Origin of the sequence: Sunxiuqinia elliptica (genome assembly GCF_900113005.1) — a bacterium.
GTDB lineage: Bacteria > Bacteroidota > Bacteroidia > Bacteroidales > Prolixibacteraceae > Sunxiuqinia > Sunxiuqinia elliptica.
On the sequence record NZ_FONW01000002.1, the window covers coordinates 824,193 to 844,576 of the forward strand.

16 protein-coding genes are annotated in these 20,384 nt (G+C 42.0%); 13 read left to right on the forward strand and 3 right to left on the reverse strand.

The genetic code is table 11. The features are described 5' to 3' along the window. Window positions 1–8 precede the first annotated feature (8 nt). From BM156_RS08190 to BM156_RS08250, 13 genes are all read left to right on the forward strand, one after another. Window positions 9–1,274, forward strand: coding sequence for a YaiO family outer membrane beta-barrel protein (locus tag BM156_RS08190; protein WP_212733447.1), 1,266 nt, complete (start codon window positions 9–11; stop codon window positions 1,272–1,274). Between the two features lie 28 nt (window positions 1,275–1,302). Continuing rightward, the gene (locus tag BM156_RS08195) at window positions 1,303–2,448 is read left to right on the forward strand and encodes a hypothetical protein (protein ID WP_170846896.1); all 1,146 of its coding nucleotides are present in this window, start codon (window positions 1,303–1,305) and stop codon (window positions 2,446–2,448) included. A 121-nt stretch (window positions 2,449–2,569) separates the two neighbouring features. After that, on the forward strand, window positions 2,570–4,624 hold the full coding sequence (locus BM156_RS08200) for a glycerophosphodiester phosphodiesterase family protein (protein WP_093919340.1): 2,055 nt from the start codon (window positions 2,570–2,572) through the stop codon (window positions 4,622–4,624). Between the two features lie 119 nt (window positions 4,625–4,743). Beyond that, window positions 4,744–6,108, forward strand: coding sequence for a hypothetical protein (locus BM156_RS08205; RefSeq protein ID WP_093919341.1), 1,365 nt, complete (start codon window positions 4,744–4,746; stop codon window positions 6,106–6,108). Window positions 6,109–6,306: 198 nt separating this feature from the next. Beyond that, the gene (locus BM156_RS08210) at window positions 6,307–6,969 is read left to right on the forward strand and encodes an NAD(P)H-dependent oxidoreductase (protein WP_093919342.1); all 663 of its coding nucleotides are present in this window, start codon (window positions 6,307–6,309) and stop codon (window positions 6,967–6,969) included. Window positions 6,970–7,057: 88 nt separating this feature from the next. Further along, complete coding sequence (locus BM156_RS08215) at window positions 7,058–7,717, forward strand: SDR family NAD(P)-dependent oxidoreductase (RefSeq protein ID WP_093919343.1); 660 nt, start codon at window positions 7,058–7,060, stop codon at window positions 7,715–7,717. 127 nt (window positions 7,718–7,844) lie between these two features. Then, on the forward strand, window positions 7,845–8,270 hold the full coding sequence (locus tag BM156_RS08220) for a DUF1330 domain-containing protein (RefSeq protein ID WP_093919344.1): 426 nt from the start codon (window positions 7,845–7,847) through the stop codon (window positions 8,268–8,270). A 93-nt stretch (window positions 8,271–8,363) separates the two neighbouring features. Continuing rightward, complete coding sequence (locus tag BM156_RS08225) at window positions 8,364–9,545, forward strand: helix-turn-helix domain-containing protein (RefSeq protein ID WP_093919345.1); 1,182 nt, start codon at window positions 8,364–8,366, stop codon at window positions 9,543–9,545. 10 nt (window positions 9,546–9,555) lie between these two features. Continuing rightward, on the forward strand, window positions 9,556–11,349 hold the full coding sequence (locus tag BM156_RS08230; RefSeq protein ID WP_212733448.1) for a tetratricopeptide repeat protein: 1,794 nt from the start codon (window positions 9,556–9,558) through the stop codon (window positions 11,347–11,349). 203 nt (window positions 11,350–11,552) lie between these two features. Further along, the gene (locus BM156_RS08235; RefSeq protein ID WP_093919346.1) at window positions 11,553–12,029 is read left to right on the forward strand and encodes a hypothetical protein; all 477 of its coding nucleotides are present in this window, start codon (window positions 11,553–11,555) and stop codon (window positions 12,027–12,029) included. Between the two features lie 425 nt (window positions 12,030–12,454). After that, window positions 12,455–13,444: an NAD(P)-dependent alcohol dehydrogenase gene (locus BM156_RS08240; RefSeq protein ID WP_212733449.1), complete on the forward strand. Its 990-nt coding sequence runs from the start codon at window positions 12,455–12,457 to the stop codon at window positions 13,442–13,444. A 51-nt stretch (window positions 13,445–13,495) separates the two neighbouring features. Beyond that, window positions 13,496–14,218 (forward strand): DUF4386 domain-containing protein, encoded by a 723-nt coding sequence (locus tag BM156_RS08245; protein ID WP_093919441.1) that lies wholly within the window; start codon window positions 13,496–13,498, stop codon window positions 14,216–14,218. A 19-nt stretch (window positions 14,219–14,237) separates the two neighbouring features. After that, window positions 14,238–15,341, forward strand: coding sequence for a serine hydrolase domain-containing protein (locus tag BM156_RS08250; RefSeq protein WP_212733450.1), 1,104 nt, complete (start codon window positions 14,238–14,240; stop codon window positions 15,339–15,341). Window positions 15,342–15,468: 127 nt separating this feature from the next. Here BM156_RS08250 and BM156_RS20750 read toward each other — a convergent pair whose 3' ends face one another. From BM156_RS20750 to BM156_RS08260, 3 genes are all read right to left on the reverse strand, one after another. Beyond that, on the reverse strand, window positions 15,469–16,329 hold the full coding sequence (locus BM156_RS20750) for a sulfatase-like hydrolase/transferase (protein ID WP_212733451.1): 861 nt from the start codon (window positions 16,327–16,329) through the stop codon (window positions 15,469–15,471). A 66-nt stretch (window positions 16,330–16,395) separates the two neighbouring features. Continuing rightward, window positions 16,396–16,992 carry a sulfatase-like hydrolase/transferase gene (locus tag BM156_RS20755; protein ID WP_212733452.1) on the reverse strand — a complete coding sequence of 199 codons (597 nt, stop codon included), beginning with the start codon at window positions 16,990–16,992 and terminating at the stop codon, window positions 16,396–16,398. Then, window positions 16,989–20,297 (reverse strand): DUF5107 domain-containing protein, encoded by a 3,309-nt coding sequence (locus tag BM156_RS08260; protein ID WP_212733453.1) that lies wholly within the window; start codon window positions 20,295–20,297, stop codon window positions 16,989–16,991. Before BM156_RS08260 ends, BM156_RS20755 begins: the two co-directional genes overlap by 4 nt. Between the last annotated feature and the right edge of the window lie 87 nt (window positions 20,298–20,384).

Sequence of the window (20,384 nt, forward strand, 5' to 3'; positions counted from 1 at the left end):
ATAATGACATGAAAAGAATATGCTCAATCACGATAGCTTTAGTGGCGCTGATGGTTCACTTCGTAACTTTTCAGGCCAATGCTCAAGATTATACTTCAGATGAATTGTTTCAGATGGCTCGCACGGCTGCTTTTGAAGAGGATGATTATCCCAAAGCCATAAAGCTTTCAAAACAAGCCTTGGAAATAAGTCCGGATTATAGTGATATTCGGATTTTCTTGGGACGAATTTACACATGGACTGACCATCAAGAGGAAGCACGGGAGGCTTTTCGCTATGTGCTGGAACGTTACCCGGGGCACGAAGATGCGTCGATGGCAATAACCGATCTGGAGTATTGGAACGATAATAATCAGGCTGCTTTGGAGTATTGTAATAAGGGGCTTGAGGAGCATCCAGATTCGGAAGGTCTGTTATTGAAAAAGGCTCGAATACTAAATAATATGAAGCGATTTGATCAGGCCTATCAAGTGGCGGAGAACCTGTTGGAACAACATCCCGAGAATGATGAAGCGCGTTCTTTACAACGAACGATTCGTTACGATTCAGCAAAGAATAAGCTTAGTGTTTCTCACGATTTTAGCTGGTTTGATAGCAAATACCCTGCTCATTTGCATGACAGTCCCTGGCACATTGTGGGGGTGGATTACAGCCGATACACAAAGATCGGATCTGTAATTGGACGGGTGAATTGGGGAAGGCGCTTTGATAATACGGCTTTTCAGTACGAAATTGACTCTTATCCGTACTTAGCTAAGAATATCATGGCTTATATGAATGTCGGATTTTCTGATCACTCTGCCGTTTTTCCCCGTTTTAGAGCTGGAATGTCTTTATATTTTTCACTGCCCAAAGCTTTTGAAGCCGAAGCTGGAGCCCGTTTTCTGCGTTTTAGTAGCAATACTTGGATTTATGTTGCGAGTGTTTCAAAATACTACAAAAGCTATTGGTTCAATTTGAAGACTTACCTTGTTCCAGGAAATGAGAAGATTTCACATTCTTACACCATGACAACGCGTTACTATACGGGGGGTGCTGATGATTATTGGAAATTTAGTTTTGGCTATGGTTTGTCTCCGGATGACGCTGTGTCGGTTCAAAATTACATTAGTGATTATCGCTTAAAGTCTGCCCATATTGGCTTAGGTTTTCGGAAAAGCATCAAGCGCTTTAATGTTATTGGACTTTCTGCATCTTATATCAATCAGGAGTTTAGGAAAGATCAGAAGGGAAATCAGATTAATACATCAGTTACATACATTCGCAAATTCTAAAGCTATGGCCTTATCATTTTTCAAAGGGATGAGACGAAGAGTCATTTTTTTAATCGTAGTGGCAGCGGTTGTGCTTTTCCCGGTGGCTATTTTGCTGGGAATGAAAATGGTTTGGAAGATGAACTCGGAGCGTACAGTAAATGTTGCCTATGTCGATAAAACAGATGCTTCAGAAGAACGTTTGGCACACAATGCCTTTTTTTGGGTGTTAAATAATCAACGGATAAAAAAGCCCAATGGTGAGTTTTATCAAAAAGGAACGGATTATTGGGGATTGTTTGCTGAGGCCAATAATAAGTATCGGTTTGCTGATTTCGATGCTCTTTCGGTAGCACAGCAGGATTCATTGGCTGAGCGGTTGGATATGCTCATGTTGGCTGATACGTATGGAATTTATGACTTAAATGCCGGCCCGGAAATGCAACGGTTGATTTATGGTGGTCTGAGTGAAGGTGATATGGCTTTATTTCGGCAAATGAAAAGACAAGGAAAAACAATTGTTGCTGAGTTTAATATTTTGCAAGCACCAACTCCTCGGAATATTCGCTACCAATTTCAACAAGAAGCGGGCATTGAATGGTCGGGCTGGACTGGAAAGTATTTTGAATCGTTGGATCCTGAAAAAGGGCAGCTTCCCGGATGGGTGTTTGAAGCTTATCAACGAAATAATCAGAAGCAGTGGGACTATAAAGATGCTGGGATTGTTCTGGTCCACGAAAATGGGCAGTTGTTGGTTTTGGAGGATAACGAGGAGCTTCTGGAGCCGATTCCTCAAATCAAGACGTTTGGTTATGGGATGGAACAATTGGGACTTCCGCGTGAACAGGAATTCCCTTATTGGTTTGATATTATGACGTTCGATAATTCGATCAATCATGCTGTTTCTGCTTACCAACTGGAGCTAACCGAGAAGGGACGAATAAAATTGAATAGTTTGGGAATTCCTGATCGATTTCCTGCAGTAATTATGAATGGCACTGAGGATTATGCGTTTTACTACTTTTGCGGCGATTTTAGTAGTAAGCCAGTGTCAATGTCGACTAAAAAGTTTAAGGGAATTGAGTGTTTTAGTTCGCTGCTCAAAGGACGCCAGGGACAATTTGGAGAAGATCAGTTCTTCTACCGTTTCTATTTACCGCTCATGAGCCAGCTATTGAAAGAATCGGTTCAATAGGGGGGAATTCATTTTTTTTTGGTCAACGGAGAATTCGTTGGTCCAAACGCAAGCACTAGAGCGTTTGTTGATATGGTGGTTGTAAAACAATCACAGGAATGATTATTTGAACATATTGATTATGAGACAATTTTCTTTTTTACTGCTGTTTTTAATTTCGATGGTAAGTATAGGGCAAAATGAACCCAATCCAACTGATTTCTCCGACTGTAATTTTACTGCGGTTGCACATCGCGGATACTCTGAGTTTTACCCGGAGAATACGCTTATTTCAATCGAAGAAGCCTTTAAAAGAGGAATTAAATATTGTGAGGTTGATGTCGCAATATCCAGTGATAATGTTTATGTGCTGCATCACGATCCTTATACAATTAAGCGAACAACCAGTGGTAACGGAGAGGTGTCGGACAATACCTATGAGGAGTTGGCAGCTTTGGATGCCGGAAAGTGGAAAGCTCAGTATTTTACAGGCGAGAAAGTTCCTACCTTGATTGAAGCGTTGAAGCTGGCTCAACAATACGATGCATGTTTGTATTTAGATATCAAAGAGTTTGATGCTGAGGCATTGGAGCATACCTTGAAAGAGTCCGGGGTTGATCCGGAACGGATGATGCCAGCAATAACAACTTTTGAAAGAGCTGTGGAGTTTAATAAGCATTGTCCTGATTCTCCTTGGCTTTGGTTTGGTCCCGACCCAACAGATCCGAACGATCAGAGTTGGTACGAAGAACGAGTGGCCTTGGGCTGTAGAGTATTTGAATTTATTGATGATGATCTTTTAGCTGACCCAGAATGGACTCAAACGTTTATTGAGAAGGCTCACGCAAGTGGCGCGAAAGTTTGGGGTTACACGATAAACAATGAAGTATTGGTTAAACGATTGGTTGACATGGGGGTTGATGGAGTGGAAACAGACAGGCCTTATGTTGCTCAGCTTTATGTATGTGGGCATGATCCAGTTTCAACTTATCCGAAGCAAGAGACAACCGGAAATTGGGATTTTAAAAAATCAAACTTTGAAAATACTGGAATTGGCTCTCGTTTGAAGACCTTTGTGGGAGAAGGAGGACAGCTCCAGCCCATTGAATATGGAACAACCAATGACTTTGGTATTTCTCTGATAGCCGGGCGAGATACTGTTGTTGCCAAAATACCTGCTTACAATTCGGATAACGGATTATTTGCTTATGATAATTTTATGATGGAAGATTCTGGCGCAGTTGACTTTAGCTACTCCATTATTATGGATATTCTTGTTGATGCAAAGGATAGCGGTAAGTTTATAAGTTTAATTCAAACAAGCCCGGAAAATCTGAACGATGCTGACTTTTTTATTGCCCCGGATGCGGGACTGGGAACATATGGTGAGTACCATGGCGAGTTTACTTTTGATGAATGGCATCGGATCATTTTCATCCACGATGGATATTTATTACGGAAATACCTTGATGGGCAACATATTGGAGATGTACTCATTGAGGGATCGCGTTGGGCTTTATTCAACAACATGGCTTATCATGGCAATCACGGCTTGCTGTTTTTTGCTGATAATGATGAAGAGACGGCTGAAGTTTATGTGAATGCGCTTCAATTACGAAATTACGTGATGTCACCTGATGAAATTGTAGCTTTAGGAGGAGCTAAAGCAACGGGGATTCCGGTAAATAACAAAAAGGTTTTTTCGACCGGTATTGAGGAGCTTGATAGTGAACTGGTGGACTGGGAACGACAAATCATCTTCATTAAAGAGCAAGCGGGACAGTCAGCCGCTAATTTGGCTTATGAGCTGCAGTTGAGTTACGGAGCAACCACAAGTATTCCAGAGAGTGGAGTCATTGATTTGCGAGCTGGAGAACACACCTTTCAGGTTACAGCGGCCGACGGAAGTTCTACGAATTGGACAATCAAACGGGCATTCCCTGTAGGAGTAGATGATTTGAATGATACACACGTTGTTCAGGTTTATCCTAACCCTTTCAATCATTTGCTTCATGTAAAAATGACTAGTGAAGGGAGAATAAAGCTTGCCAATCTTACCGGACAGGTTTTGTTACAGCGTGATTTAACCAGGGGGGAGAACACGCTCATGATGGACCAACTGCCAGCTGCAACTTACATTTATTCTGTTCAAACAGAAACCGGAACACGAAATGGTGTTTTGATCAAATCGAACTAGCTTGTTTACTTTCGTTCAGTCTGGTTGCAGAAGTTTTGATGTTGGGATATTCAGCATGAAGGCTGAGCTTTTACGGGTGCAACTCCTTTAGATATAAGGTTATTTAATCCGATTTAGTTATGAGAACAAATCTCTTATGCTTTGCTTTTGTGCTTTGTGCTTTTATTGCTCAAGCTCAGTCAACAAATTCGAATTCCTTTCAAGAGAATCGAAATGCTGAGGTAGCAGATAGTATTCCTGTTTTTAAGTCGGGGAGTTATGCTGTTTCACAGTATCAACTGAAAGGAGAAGAGGTTCAGGTGTTGGATATTCAGCGGGATAAGGGGTACTATTCTATTTTACAAATTAACTCGCCTGAGAAAACACCATTTGAATCAACCATTACCTTGATGAATGAATCGGATGCAATGGGAGTGGAGTTTCTGGATTTGTACAATCAGAATTACTCCAGCGAAACCCAGTTTGGCATTCGTTTGCAAAAAAGAGGAAAGGGAAAATTTAAGCCGTTTGTTTTGGATTTTTCTGATGGAAAAACAAAGACCAAGGTTTTTCAGGCGACCAGCGATCAGCAAAGTACTTTTTATGGAAAACTGAATGTTGCTGGTAATTTCCTTTCGGTTCAAGGGAAGGGGAGTGGTTACTCTTTTTCTGCCTTGGAATTGAAGAGTGATGAGCCTACGCCAAAACTGTGGCAAATTTCGCATAAGCAGGATATTCCACATGCCCTGACTTTTTCCTACCACGATGGAAACGGATGGATGTTTCCACTTATGATATCCGAGAAAGGAAATACATTGGTTGGCTCAATCGAAGATAAAAACAATGGTCGTTTTCAAGTTGATGGGGCTTCCTATTTTAAAGGAGATATGGTGCTGGATCAATCGAAATTGGCTCTTCGTGGAAATACAAATCAGATTGATTTTGGATCAGAACAAAGGCAGCGAGGGAGAATCATTAGTTCTGAAAGCTATCTGGGGCTTGAGAATACGGTTGGCAACGCGTCGTTAAAATTGCTCGATTCAGGAGGCTTCCTATTTTCAGGGATGAAGGGGGTTACTTTGGAGTCTGAAGCGGCTTTAAGCGCACTTCATTTTAGTGGAAAGGGAAAGAAGAAAGGACTACTGGCTTTTGACACGACTCATGGAAATCTGTTTTTTGAGATTCCAAGCGAAGGCCGAAAGCAGGAGCAAGCTGTATCCCTTTTGATTTCGGGTAAAAACGGAGAGGTATATATTGGAGCAAACCCCTCACACAAAAAGTTACAGGCAACAGGTCGGTTACATGCCAGCGATGTTCTTGTGAACTCGGCCTCGCTACTGGAAGGACGTTCTTCAAAAGAACTCAAAGAACTCAGAAAGCATGCGGAAGGGAAGGATTCGGAAGTGAGTTTACTCTTGGTCAACCAATTGTTGTTGGATAAGGTGGAGGAACTTTATCAGAAATTGGACGAGCTTGAGGATCGGATCAAAGAGCTGGAAAAGTAAGTATCACTCCAACTTCTAATGGAAGGCAGTAAATGATAGCGTTATTTTCTGTTCGACTTTCCAAAATCAGACGTTCGACTTCACGAATTGTGTCGATTTACAGGAGGTCTTCGTTCTATTTTTGTTGTGACTTTCGGTTAAACCAAATCAGAAGGTTGCTAGTATTCATGTTCACTAAAAATAGAAACGGAGCGTATTATGGAACTAATTAAAAACCTGGAATGGCGTTATGCCACCAAAAAATTCGACCCCACTCGAAAAGTTAGCCACGAAGCGATGAATCAATTAAAAAGGGCGATTCAGTTAGCTGTTTCCTCTTATGGATTGCAGTTTTACAAGGTTCTGATAATTGAAGATCCGGAAGTGCGGGAGCAGCTAAAGCCAGCATCTTGGAATCAGAGTCAGATAACCGATGCCTCTCACTTATTTGTGTTCTGCAATTATGCAGATATAAATGATCAGGATGTTGATGATTTCATACGTTTGACTTCGGAAACGCGAGCCATTGAGCTCAGGCAGATTCGCGGTTACGGCGATTTTATAAAGGGCAAACTGAATGAAAAATCAGACACCCAAAAGCAAAATTGGCTGGAGCGTCAACCATACATTGCTTTAGCTAATTTATTGATGGCTTGTGCCGAACTGAAAATTGATGCTTGCCCAATGGAAGGTTTCGAGCCGGAGAAGTACAACCAAATTCTGGGGCTTGATCAGCAAGGCTTAAATGCTTGCGTGATCGCAACAGTTGGCTATCGCGATTCATCGGATCGGTCGCAAGATTTGCCAAAGGTTCGGAAGCCAATGAATGAGCTTTTCGAAGAAATTAAACAGGCTGTCCCGAATGCTGTTTTAAGTAATTAGGTTTGTTCTGAGGTAAGAGCGACGGATGGAGCGGTTCCAGCTGTCAAATTTGAATTTTTAAATTATCAGGAAATTAAAATTTATACGGATGAAACGGATCATTATTACAGGAGCCAGCAGAGGAATTGGCCTGGCAGTGGTCAAACTGTTGCTGCAGGAAGGCGATTGTGAGGTGATTGGTACTTCGGTATCAGGAAACCATTCCATTGAAGCACCCAATTTCACTTGTTATTCGCTGGATCTTGAAGTTGATGCTGCTGTTGATGAATTTGCTGAAAAAATAAAGCTTTTGGAATTTGATTACTTGATCAACAATGCGGGTGTTCTTCTTGAGCAAGGGAATAATTCGGCCATTGATTTTCAACAACTAGAGCAAACTTTTTCGGTTAATCTGTTTGGAATAATTCGGCTGACTGAGCACTTGCTTTCAGAAATTCAAGAAGGAGGGCACATCATCCAGGTAACTTCTAATTGGGGATCATTTAGCGATGCTGATTTTGATGCTTGTCAGCCTCATTACAAAATGTCAAAGGCCGCATTGAATATGTACACCAAACTACTTGCTAAGCGACTTGAACCAAAGGGAATAATCGTTTCATCTTTTGATCCGGGCTGGGTGAAAACAGACATGGGAGGACCGGAGGCAAACAGAACGGCGGAAACCGTTGCCAAAGAGCTCATTGATTTGATGATCGGAAAAGTAGAAACTGGAAACTTTTGGTACAAGGGAAGGACTAGGCCTTGGTAAACTGCCTTGTGCTGATTCATCAATCGTAATAATGAAATGAATAAATTATGAGAGAGAGCGATGGACGGAGCGGTTTCAGCTGTCAAATCTGAGTTTTTAAATTATCAGGAAATTAAAATTTATACAGATGAACGAAACGCATTTGATGCCGTCGCAAGAGGCAGGACGAAAGTTTGTGACAAGAGAAATTGAGGGAGCTGTTGTGATGCTAAACTTGCTTCGCTTTAGGTCGGTGGCTGATTATTCTGCCACTCCAGAACTCAATCCTGAGAAGTCAATCAGCGGGAAAGAGGCTTACTTGAAGTACATTGAGCACACCTTGCCATTTTTAGAAAAGTCGGGAGGCGAAGTCTTGTTTATGGGAGTAGGTGGAGACTTCTTAATTGGGCCGCAGGATGAACGGTGGGACTATGTCATGCTGATTAAGCAGAACAGTGTGGATAGCTTTCTCCGTTTCGAATCAAACCCGGAGTACATGAAGGGGATTGGACACCGGACAGCAGCTTTGGAAGATTCACGTTTACTCCCCATCGTTGAAGAAAACGGCAAGTGATTGTATATTCGGTTGGTTTTCAATTGAGAACCATAAACTTTTTTGGGAAACTCATGTTTAAAATGGATATATCTGAATTAATTGATATATCGAATGCAAATTTTGGTATTGTTAAATTTTGCAGCAGCTCTACAGGGTTTCTTTTTAACTTATCTCATTGCGCAGAATAAACCAAGAGATAACCGCTCGTGGGTTTTAGGACTATTAACTTTTGTGCTTTCGCTGAGTTTGTTGGGGGGCGTTTACGGCTTGTCGGGGTATTACAAGGTTTTTCCGCATTTTACGAATGTCGCCGATCCGCTGTTCCTGCTTTATGGTCCTTTGCTTTTTGTATATATCTACGTGCTAACCCATAATCATCTACCTAAATACTATTTTCTGCATGCCCTTCCTTTTGTCATTTATGTTCTTGCTTTTATCCCATTGTATTTAAAAAGTGGTGAAGAGAAAATTCAGTTTGTAGAGGCGATATTTTTGAATGATCACGTTCCGTTAAAAGCCTTACTAATGCAGGTGGGACGGGTAATTCACATTTTAATATATATTGTTGTAAGTTTGTTTTTTGTACGCATGTATCAGCAGAAAATAAAAGACAATTTCTCCGATATTGAGAAAATTTCGTTGGAACAGGCGAAACGTTTACTTTACCTTTTTTTACTGATGTTGTTGGGAGCTTTAGTCGCATTTGTTTTAGGGTATTTCTTGTCGTATAGTTTCTCAATATCAAACAATATTATCGGACTGTTTGTAGGCGTGCTGATTTATGCCTTAGCCTATTCAACTTGGAACAAACAGCATGTGCATTTGGGAAAAGCTAACGAAAAGCCGTCAGCTCCTGATTTATCGGAGGTGAAAATGACACTGGCAGAGGAATTCGATAAGCAAAAAGGACGACGGGTTTTTGTGCTTAGCGAAGAGCAGTTTCATGATTTTTCAAAGCGATTGGAACAAGCTGTTGAGCAAGAAAAACTCTTTACAGAAAATGAAATTTCGTTGGCAGAACTAAGCAAAAAAATAGCAATTCAACCGTACCAATTATCAGAGTTAATCAGTCGCTTATACGGTGAGTCATTTTTCGACTTCATTAATCGCCATCGGATTGAAGAAATCAAAAGTCGGTTGAAAGATCCGGAATCTGAAACTTTTTCCTTGTTAGGAATTGCAATGGATTGTGGGTTTAATTCAAAGTCGTCATTCAATACGGCATTTAAAAAGTTTACAGGACAAACCCCCAGCGAATACCGTAGAAAAGAACGCTTAAGATCAACGATGTAACGAAAAGCCTGTGGAAACAATACCTGAAAAGACGATTGCTGTGCTGCCCTTTGTAAACCGAAGCGGTGATGCTGAAATTGAATATTTTAGCGATGGCATAACGGAAGAAATTATTAATGCTTTAGCCGGAATTCGTAAGCTAAGAGTAACTTCCAGAACCTCATCTTTTTATTTCAAGAATAAGCAAGTTCCGGTCAGACAGATTGCTCGGGAGCTTGATGTGGAGACGATTCTGGAGGGAAGTGTGCGGTTGGGAGGAGACACCATTCGAATAACAGCTCAGTTAGTTCATGCGGAAGAAGACTTTCATTTTTGGTCAGAAAGTTGGGATCGTAAATTAGTCAATATCTTTGAAATTCAGGATGAAATAAGCTTGTTGATTGCCGACAAGCTACGGGAGCAATATGGTCATCTTGAAATTCACGATCATTTGGTGAAAAGGAGAACGGAGAATCTCGATGCCTATGAATATTCATTGAAAGCACGCTTTCATTTCAACAAGTGGAACCCGGTGGATGTACAAAAAGCGATTGAGTTGTACGAGAAAGCAATCGCTTTGGATCCTAAGCATACCGATTCGTATGTTGGGCTGGCTGATGCTTATAGCTTTTTTGCTGTTACCGAGCTAATACCGCATCAGGAAGCTTGGCAAAAAGTAAGAGACTCCCTTGATAAAGCTTATGCCTTGAATCCGGAGCATGCCGGAGTGCATTATTTGCTGGCGAATCTGGCTTTTTTTTATGATGCTGATTTTCAGCAAGCTTTTCAGTGTGCTCTTCAGTCGATTGAGTTGAAACCCAACTATGCTGAAGCGCAACAGTTTGTTTCTCTGTTGTACATGATTTCAGGACAAATGGAGAAAGCCAAACAGCATCTGGAAATTGCTTTTCGGATTGACCCACTTTCGCAGGAAACACTGTTTTACCGGGCTTACTTTCACTATCGAAATGAGCAGTACGAGAATGCCTTGTCTCTTTTTGATGAATGCCTGAGCCAGAATCCTCATAATGTTCCCGCTTATATTATGCGAAGCTATTGTTTGCTGAAGATGAATCGTTCCGATGATACCATCGAGTTTCTGCATAAAATGCCTGAAGAAATCGTGGTTCAGAATGAGCGTTTGGGGATTACCTGTTTAACTTATCTCCTAAAAGGGGAAGGAGCAAAAGCCCAAATGTATTTTGGGCAGCTGAAGCAAGAAGCTCAAAAGCCAACTTCTTTTCAAGCACATTCCTATTTGTACTTGGCTTATGCGATAATCAAAAATAACGATGAAGCCTTTGCTTGGTTGGAGGAAGCTCTGCAGTTGAAGTCATCGGTTTTGTTGTTGAGCTATACCGATCCGTTGTCCAATAATTTGAAAGATGACTCGCGTTATGCGCATTATCACAGCCTGTTGTATGGCTCGAAAGAAGAGGCACTCACTGTTCAAAAGGAAAAACAACCTTTGCTGGATCTTGCTACTGCAGATCGTTACCAGGAGCTCTTGCTGCGTTTTATGAAGGAGGAACAGCCTTTTCTAATTCCCAACTTATCACTTCAATCTTTGGCCGACCAGCTTGAAATTCACCCAAATAAATTGTCCTGGTTATTGAATGAGCAATTGGGGCAGAATTTTAATGAGTTTATCAATCATTTTCGAATTGAATACTTTAAAACGCTGGTTCTCGATCCGGAGAATAACCATATTTCCTTGCTTGGTTTGGCTTATGAAAGTGGCTTCAACTCGAAAACGGTTTTCAATACCTATTTTAAAAAGCAAGAAGGAATAACTCCCAAAGAATTTCTAAAGCAGAATGGCTGATTGTTAGCTATGATCTGGCGGGGAATTATGATTTTTAATCCTAGGGTGGTTATTTTGAAGGACTACTCCGTGATTTCTTTCTTTTAATTTATCAATTGATATTTTTTGAAAAGCAAATAGAGGTTTGTTATATTCGCATTATTACTATCAATAGGTAGATGATGAATGGATGTATATAACCTTTATAAAAAGATAAGTTAACTATGAAAACAATTCATGTTTTAGCCTTGCTACTTACTACAATGTTATTTACAAGTTGTTCTAATTCCAGTTTAGATGTTGTTCCTCCTTATCTTTATACCTTTCATCTTAAGTTTGTCGATGCAGAGAATAACAATGTATTGGAAGACTTAGATGCAAATTTTTTAGCGGCTAGTTTTAGTGTAGCTCCATCATCAAAAGAAGAGGTAGAAGCCTTTGGGGTTAAAAGTGTAAAAATAGGTGATGAACTCTATTTAGAAGTAGGTGTTGCTTCCAATCCAAATAAACAATTGGAAAGCATCGATTTCAACCTAATTAGCGAGGAGATATTTAACGACGATGAAAACCACCAGGTTAAGACTGTTTGGAAATGGGAAAATAGAATTGATAATACTCCATTTGAGATAATTTTAGGTGATCGAAACTTAAACTCAAAAGTTGTTACTTCATCTTTTAAGTACTTTATAGTTGAGCTATAGTTGTTTATTAGCTTAATTTCTTAGGTGGCTTAAGCCATCCTGTTCTATGTAATTATTTGGCTTAAGTTAAATACGATTTTAGGATAATGAAAGGTTAATTAAAAAGCGTCATCTTTTTTCGATTAACATGATTCTATCAATGATATGTACCGGGAGGTTTTCCTCTCGGTATTTTTTTGATTAATATTTTGAATGTCAAAAGAGATTGACGCTCAGGATGAGCATTTGAGGAGAGATTTCAAGTTAATAAAAGTTGCCACTATTTATTGCGACAAAAACTAACTGCCAGGGATTTTGCTCTCATGGGGATGGAATTATAATTCCGAACTTCTCTACGTTTATCTCGAACGTTTACCCGATGCCTTGTTGTTAGGTTTGCATCATGATTTCATTGTAAGTCAATTCGTAAAACAAAAATTAGAACAATGGAAAGAATGATGAAAGCAATTGTTGCTACAGGATATGGAGGCCCGGATGTGCTAAAATTAAAGCAAGTGCCGGTGCCGGAGCCAAAAAACAACGAAGTTTTGGTTGAAGTGCATGCCGCTTCGGCGACTACTGCCGATGGGATGATGCGAACTGGCAAACCTTATGTAGGACGATTATTCACCGGAATATTAAAACCGAAACATGCGATTCCGGGAACTGGTTTTGCAGGAGTGGTCAAAGCTGTTGGAAGCCAGGTGAAAGATTTTCGCAAGGGAGATCGTGTATTTGGAGAAACTACGCTTGGTTTTTGTACGAATGCAGAATATGTTGTCGTTCGCAAAAATGATGTGATGCTACCCATGCCCGACAATCTTAGCTTTGTTGAAGCTGCCTCGTTTTGCGATGGGCACCTGACCTCGTTAAACTTCTTGACTGGCATCGGTCACATACAAGCGGGCCAAAAGATACTAATAAATGGAGCTTCCGGAAGTTTGGGGACTGCGGCCATTCAGTTGGCAAAGCATTTGGGGGCAGAAGTGACTGGAGTTTGTAGCACTCGAAATGTAGGCTTGGTAAAATCGTTGGGGGCTGATCATGCCATTGATTATACCAAAAAAGATTTTACCAAACTTGGCAATAGCTACGATGTTGTGTACGATACGATTGGGAAAAGCTCTTTTTCAAAATGCAGATACATTCTTACTGATTCCGGGGTTTACCTTTCACCTGTTCTTCGGTTTTCGTTGCTGGTGCAAATGGCACGAACAGCTTTGTTTGGGCAAAAGAAGGCCAAGTTTGGAGCTACCGGACTCCTTTCTGAAAAAGAATTGCGAAAGCTGCTTAATGAGTTAGTTGATCTCTTTAAGGAAGGACATTTGAAGACTCTTATCGATCGGCAATATCCGCTTGAAAAAGTTGCTGAGGCACACACCTATATTGCTTCCGGTCATAAAAAAGGGAATGTTGTTATTGTGGTCAAATCCTAAAACAAACTCAAAATTTTTAATGAGCCAATGATTTTGGCAATCCTCAATGCTATGAAAACAATTGAAATAATGGATCCATTGAAAAATAATGCCCGTCTGGCAGGTGTTTTTTACTTGGTAGTCATTCTTACGGGACTGTTTAGCGAGTTAGCTGTCCGATCTGAAATTATTGTTCCCGGAGATGCTGCGGCAACAGCAGCTCATATTGCAGACAAGGAATTTCTCTTCAGAATGGGCTTTGTTAGTGATTTGGTGATGGTCATGAGCGACGTGGTATTGGCTTTGCTGTTCTATTTGATCTTAAGACCTTTAAACAATGCGCTTTCGTTACTTGCTGCTTTTTTTAGATTGGCTCAGGCAAGTGTTTTGGGCATCAACCTACTCAATTATTATTGGCCCCTCCTAATCCTGAAGGATCAGTTTATGGGCCCTTTTAGTGAAGTGCAATTGAATGCCTTGGTGCTATTTTTCCTGAATGCCCATTCGTATGGTTACCTGATTAGTGGTGTCTTTTTCGGACTGAGTTGTTTGATCCTTGGATCCTTACTTTTTAAATCAACATACTTCCCCCGGTGGTTGGGAAGCTTAGTGGTAGTTGCTGGAGCGAGCTATTTGATCGATTGCTTGACGAATTTCCTTTGGCCTGAATATGCTTCCATCAGCGAGTTATTGGTGTTCTCTGTCGCTGTTGTTTCAGAACTTAGCTTATGCCTATTTCTGTTGATCAAGGGGACTTCGAAACGCAAATTTCATATTTCTGGTACTATTAAATAATTATTTTAATTTTATGAAAATGAACAATCTAAATAAAATAAAACGAAATAGCCCGATGAATTGGGTGAGGAGTATCGTGCTTGGACTTTTGTGTCTGGCAGCACATGAGGCCTATTCTCAAACACTCGAAGCTAAAGTTGATAGTATCCTTCAGGATAAATTTCAGGCCTATGCGACAGGTGCAGTATTTCTTGTTTCGCAGGATGGTTTGCCGGCATATCGAAAAGCCTTAGGGAAAGCAAATATTGAGCTGGATGTGGATATGAATCCCGAAAGTGTATTTAAAATTGGTTCAATGACTAAGCAATTTACGGCTGTTGCTGTTTTGATGCTTGCAGAAAATGAAGAGTTGAGTTTAGCAGATGACATCACCCAATTTATTCCGGATTATCCAACTCATGGGGAATCAATCACCATTCATCAGCTATTAACACATACTTCGGGTATTAAGAATTTTACAGAAATGAAGTCAATCATGACGATTGCTCAGAAAGATTTGAGCCCCAAAGAGCTTATTGATTTTTTTAAGGATGAGCCCATGGATTTTAAACCCGGAGAGGAGTTTAAGTACAGTAATTCAAGCTATGTTATTTTAGGTTACATCATCGAGTTGGTTTCAGGAATGAGTTATGAGGACTTTATTGAAAAGAACATTTTCCAAAAGTTAGGCATGAATGATTCGCGTTATGCGACTGATCGCGAAATTGTGCAAAACCGAGCTTATGGTTATCAACAAACGAATGAAGGCTATGTGAATAAAAGACACATTAGCTTTAATATTACCTATTCGGCAGGCTCACTAATGTCAACAGTCGATGACCTGTTGAAATGGCAAGAAGCTCTGAATAGTAACAAACTGTTGAGTCCGGAAACAACTCAATTGGCTTTTACAAATTATGAGCTAAACAATGGAGAGAAAATCGATTATGGTTATGGCTGGCATTTAAAAAGTTTGAATAATATGTCGGTAAGAGAACATGGAGGAAGCATCTTTGGCTTTAAGTCGATGGCTGTTTATATTCCTGAAAGAGACATTTATGTTGTTGGATTGACCAATTGCGACTGTGTTTCGCCAACCCAGATCGTGCGGGATATCGCTGTGTTGGCAGCAGAAAGTTTATAACGAAAAGGCAATAAGATAGATGAAGCTAAAGACGAGCACATCAGTTCAATCCCGAACAGATGTGTCCGTCTTTAGTTATAACGGATATTGTTAAAATGAAAAGCTATAAAAACATGTCAAGTTGATGTTACCGATAGCCTTTCCCTTGTTTTACGGTCTCAATAATTGTTTCGAATTCTTTCATTTTTTTAGGGTACTGATCGCTTAAATTGGTGGTTTCAGCAGCATCTTGTTTTAAGTTGAAAAGCATCGGTTGAGATGTTCCTTTTTGTTGAGGAATGAATTTCCAATCGCCTTTTCGGATCGCATTGGTGCCGGAATTATTTTGAGTGAGCACTTCGTTGTGGTGCGTTTTGCTGCGTTTTCCCAGAATAACATCCAGTGCAGTCCGGCTATCCGGGGCTTCTCCTTTTTCAAGCTTGTAGTGGGTCAACTTTGCAAACGAGGCGAAAAGGTCAATGTAACTAAGAATAGCGTCCGATGTTCCGGGTTTGATGGTTCCTTTCCATCGTGAGATCAATGGCATTCGTGTTCCACCTTCAAACAAAGTATATTTTCCACCACGCAACCCGCCGGCCGGATCATGGCCATTCAAATTGGCTAAACCGCCATCCCGGTAGCCTTCTTCTACACGGGGACCATTATCGCTGGAGAAAATAACCAGCGTATTTTCGTCAAGCCCGTTTTCTTTAAGGGCTTGCATGATTTGACCAACTGACCAGTCCATCTCCTGCAACACATCGCCGTAAACCCCGCATTCGCTGGAGCCTTTAAATAGAGTATTGGGTACGCGTGGTTCGTGAATGGTGTGTGGGGCAAAGTAGAGGAAGAACGCTTGTTCTTTATTCTCTTGAATAAACTCAACGGCTTTGCTGGTTATGTCTTCCGACATGTGTTCATCTACCCAAAGGGCATTCTTTCCACCGGTCATGTAACCTATCCGGCTGATGCCATTCACAATGGTTTGATCGTGCCCGTGCAGGTACATGAGCTTGAGTAGCTCCGGATGCTCTTTCCCGGTAGGCCAGTTGCCAACAGGTCCTTTAAAACTTACCTAAATCGGATCATTGGCCTCAAGACCAACCACCTGATCATTCTCCAGGTAAACGCAAGGCACCCGGTCGTTGGTTGCCGGAATGATGAACGAATAATCAAAACCAATGGTTTGCAGCCCCGGTTTAATTTGCTGATTAAAATCCGGATTCCCTTCACCTAAGCCCAGATGCCATTTGCCCACACAAGCCGTTGTGTAACCTTGCTTTTGCATAAGAGCTGGCAGGGTAAGTTCATCCGGTTTGATTAACATGGGAGCATCGCCAGGCAAAATTTCTGCATTTTTACGCCAGGCATATTGTCCGGTAATGAGTGAAAAACGACTAGGCGTGCAGGTTGAAGCCGGTGCATAAGCACTGGTAAAGCGGATACCTTCACTTGCCAATTGGTCAATGTTGGGTGTTTTTACTTTGGTAGCACCATAGCAGCCCAAGTCGCCGTAGCCAACATCATCAGTCAGAATGACAATAACATTGGGTTGTTCTTTTCCTTTTTCTGCTGAAATTCCTTGCTGTGGCATTATGCCAAGTGCAGCAAGCCCCCCAAAGAGAAGACTCTTTGGGAGGTTTCCTTTTGATGGTATGGGGTTGGTCATCATACGAACAGTTCTTTTTTGACTAACTGTAAACTGGTTATTGCTCCGATATGCATGGGGTCGGACTGCAGGATGAGATCAAAAGCCTGTTGTGCTTTTTCAATGTTGCCCAGTCCCAAATTACCCAGTCCCATCAGGTAATGGCAGTGCAATTCGTGCCTTTTTTGAAGGTCATCTTCAAAGATGAGCAAGTCGGGAAGCGAAACGGCAAAGTAGTCCATTTTGAAAGGGATGAACAGTTGCTTTTCGCCGTACTTCAGCAGCTTGTTGAAACGTCCGTTGGCTTCGTCCATCCGGCCCAGTTTGCGGAGTGCCAGCCCTTGATAAAAGATTTTGTCTGGTTGCTGGTCGTTGTAGTACATGGCTGCTGATGGCTTGGCCAAGCCAATAGCTGCCTGCTCCCACGCTGCCTGGGCTTTTGCTGTTTCTCCCATGCCGGCATAGGCGCAACCAAGCCAATAGTTGATGTCATTTTCCTGTGCTCCGGCCAGTTTGCCTTCCCCCAGATTATGAGGATACGCAAAGCATGCTTCAAGAAGTGGGATAGCCTCTGAGAATGCCCCTTGCTTAATGGCTTTCTTGGCCAGTTCAATATGGCTGAACAAATATTGCCCGGTTACTTTTCCTTCGCCTCCTTCCCAAGGGTGAAACTTGCGTTTCATGATTAAGTCCAGGGCTTTTTCTTCTTGCTCAAGCAAGTTGTATAAGGTCGCACGCTCCAGGTATAGGTCATCCCGGAAGTCGACCAAGTCCGGATATTTTTCCAGCAAGCTTAAGCGTTCGCTTGCAGAGACCCCCAGTTTCTTATAAAGTTGATCCAGCTCCATGAGTATACGAGAATCAGAAGTATCTAGCTCGAACGCTTTCTCCAAAGCTTCTTTGGTCGCTTGCGGATTCTGTTGCTTGTTGTAGTAAGCCAGAGCCAGGTTCCGGTGGACGGTTGGAAATGAGTCATCCAAAGCACTGGACTGCTCCCAGCATTCGATTGCTTCGGCATGCTGCCGTGCTCCATACCAGAAATTACCGATGTAGTACCAGGCTTTAGCGTCTTCCGGGCAAATGTTTACGGCTTCTTGCAAAGCCAACAGTTCTTCCAGTTTATTCGGGAAGCAATAGTCGGGTTGCATCTGCGAAGCTTTTTCAAAAGCTGCTTTTGCTTCTTCTGCCTGGCCTGATTTGAGCAGATAATAACCTTTAAAATACCAGGCCATGGGGTAGGCTGCTTCGTGCTTATCGATGTAAAGCGAAATAAAATCAGTTGCTTCGGAATAAAAACCGGCCAGGCCATAGTTCAGCGAAAACTCAATGTAGTTGTGTACATTATCGCGAATCAAGGCTTGCATTTCTTCTAAAATCGTAGGATCGTCCAGAAGCAGGTATTTTTCGTATAAAATGCCAAAGCTAAACCGATCCATTTCGATCGATTCTTCAGCGAGTTTTAGTGCTGCCTCTTTTTTATTGAGTTTCCGGAGTAAGGCTACTTTCAGGTGACGGGCTTTTTGATTCAGCCAGTTTCGCCAAAGAGAGCGGTCGCATAGTTCCAGCGCCTTCTCATAATCTCCGCGTACTGCATCGATTTGAGCAGCCTGAAAGAAGCCGCTGTCCTGCCAGGCGCCATTCCATGTAGCTTTGAAAAAAGCTTCGTAGGCTTCATCCTCTTTTCCTTGCATCCGCAGGCAAACCCCCAGATTGTATAAGGGTTCTCCATCGTAAGGATTCGGATTGCGCTCGGTCAGGGTTTCAATGGCTTGGCGGAAATAAGGTTCAGCCTGAGCAAATTGTCCCCGGCGCAGGAGCCACAAGCCCATGGCATTGTTGTTGCGAACATCACTTGGTTCTCTTTTCAGTGCTTCCAGGTAATAATCTGTTGGGCAATAGGTGGCATGACGGTACTGTTCCAGATGCAAGCCACGAAGGTAAAGTTGTTCAATCGAATGAATATCTTCCGGATCTTTGGCTGCTTGGGCCGGATCTGGAACTGGTTTTAATTCTTCTTTTTCGGTTTTCCAATCAACCAAAATGACACCCTTGGAATCGGTTACAGAAAGGTAAGCATCTTCAGGATAAATGGTAGCCTCAATGCTTGTGTCGAAACTGGTTTCTGGTGAAAGGTCAACGGTTTGTTCGAAGATCATCTTCCCAGAACTTTTAAGGCAGATTTTCGCTCCTGGATAGTTGGCGGTTGTGTACACGCGGATGCGGGTTGTTCCGTTTTCCGACTCCAGGTTGAGCATGGCCTCTTTGGTGGCATTTTTAACCATACCCAAGTCGCGATAAGGCATAAAATATTGCTTGAAACTTTTTTCTTCGTAAGGTTGCAACCAGGTGAAATCTGGTTGATTGTCAGTATAAACCCCGCACATCAACTCAATATAAGGTCCGTCCTCATCGGTGAGGTTACGATCCCAGGCTTGCCCAAAGTCTCCGTTGCCCCAGGTCCATTGCTTTTTTCCGGGCGATTGATGGTGATCGGCCACATGAAGCAGGCCTCCTTTGCTGTCGTTTTCGTAACCTCCCACGAAGTTGTATTTCGAGGTGATGGCCATGTAGCTGGTAGGCACCGGAATATTTTTATAACGCGAAATATCCACTCCGGCAGAGTAGTCAACTTTGTAGTAAGTGCCGGTCGCAATCGGGAAGCTGGAAACATCACGCTTGCCATGGTCAAACACGGCGTTTACATCAGGCGGGAAGACGGATTGATAGTTGTCATTCACCTTTACGGCCGGATTGGCCCACCACAAGAAGGTCTGTGGGTGAGGAGTGGGGTTGGAAAGCTTCACTTTGATTTCGATGTATGCCTTGTCCGGGTATAGCGTGAATCCGGCCATGCCTTTGGTTCGGAACATGCGTTCCAACTCATGACACCAAACGGTAACACTGCCATCCTCATTCTCTTCGATGTACGAATCCGTGGGATCGTAGGTGGTTGGGCGGTGATGCTGGGGCCAGTTAAACTCAATTCCGCCAGAAATCCATGGGCCGGTTAATCCAACCAAAGCAGGTTTAATCACTTGGTTGTAGTAAACAAAGTGACGTTGTTTGGTTTTGTCGTAAGCCATTTGGATGCGACCTCCCAGTTCAGGAAGAATCATGATTTTGATGTATTGGTTTTCCAAATAAATGGCATGCCAGGCTTTATCCTCTTTCTTATCCAGTATTTTTTCAATGACAGGATAAGGATAGACAACGCCGCTACTTCCTTGGTAAACTCTTTTTTCCAGGAACATTGGATTCTTCTCCGGCTTCCCAATTCCGTAGGTTGGGATGATTACCTGTTCGCGCCAGGCTTTTGCTGTATTGTTCATGTTTTTCATTGTTTTAAAGGTTGCCAATAGGACATACCTCGTCCTGTATCGTTTTAAGATTGAGGCGGATCTAGCCCGTTGGTTCCC

Excerpts from the sequence above, each read along its gene's own strand:
- BM156_RS08240 (WP_212733449.1), top strand. The coding sequence starts at position 12,455 with ATGGAAAGAATGATGAAAGCAATTGTTGCTACAGGATATGGAGGCCCG.
- BM156_RS08205 (WP_093919341.1), top strand. The coding sequence starts at position 4,744 with ATGAGAACAAATCTCTTATGCTTTGCTTTTGTGCTTTGTGCTTTTATT.
- BM156_RS20755 (WP_212733452.1), bottom strand. The coding sequence starts at position 16,992 with ATGATGACCAACCCCATACCATCAAAAGGAAACCTCCCAAAGAGTCTT.
- BM156_RS08215 (WP_093919343.1), top strand. The coding sequence starts at position 7,058 with ATGAAACGGATCATTATTACAGGAGCCAGCAGAGGAATTGGCCTGGCA.
- BM156_RS08225 (WP_093919345.1), top strand. The coding sequence starts at position 8,364 with ATGCAAATTTTGGTATTGTTAAATTTTGCAGCAGCTCTACAGGGTTTC.
- BM156_RS08260 (WP_212733453.1), bottom strand. The coding sequence starts at position 20,297 with ATGAACAATACAGCAAAAGCCTGGCGCGAACAGGTAATCATCCCAACC.
- BM156_RS08220 (WP_093919344.1), top strand. The coding sequence starts at position 7,845 with ATGAACGAAACGCATTTGATGCCGTCGCAAGAGGCAGGACGAAAGTTT.
- BM156_RS08250 (WP_212733450.1), top strand. The coding sequence starts at position 14,238 with ATGAACAATCTAAATAAAATAAAACGAAATAGCCCGATGAATTGGGTG.
- BM156_RS08200 (WP_093919340.1), top strand. The coding sequence starts at position 2,570 with ATGAGACAATTTTCTTTTTTACTGCTGTTTTTAATTTCGATGGTAAGT.
- BM156_RS08190 (WP_212733447.1), top strand. The coding sequence starts at position 9 with ATGAAAAGAATATGCTCAATCACGATAGCTTTAGTGGCGCTGATGGTT.
- BM156_RS08210 (WP_093919342.1), top strand. The coding sequence starts at position 6,307 with ATGGAACTAATTAAAAACCTGGAATGGCGTTATGCCACCAAAAAATTC.
- BM156_RS20750 (WP_212733451.1), bottom strand. The coding sequence starts at position 16,329 with ATGTACCTGCACGGGCACGATCAAACCATTGTGAATGGCATCAGCCGG.
- BM156_RS08245 (WP_093919441.1), top strand. The coding sequence starts at position 13,496 with ATGAAAACAATTGAAATAATGGATCCATTGAAAAATAATGCCCGTCTG.
- BM156_RS08195 (WP_170846896.1), top strand. The coding sequence starts at position 1,303 with ATGAGACGAAGAGTCATTTTTTTAATCGTAGTGGCAGCGGTTGTGCTT.
- BM156_RS08235 (WP_093919346.1), top strand. The coding sequence starts at position 11,553 with ATGAAAACAATTCATGTTTTAGCCTTGCTACTTACTACAATGTTATTT.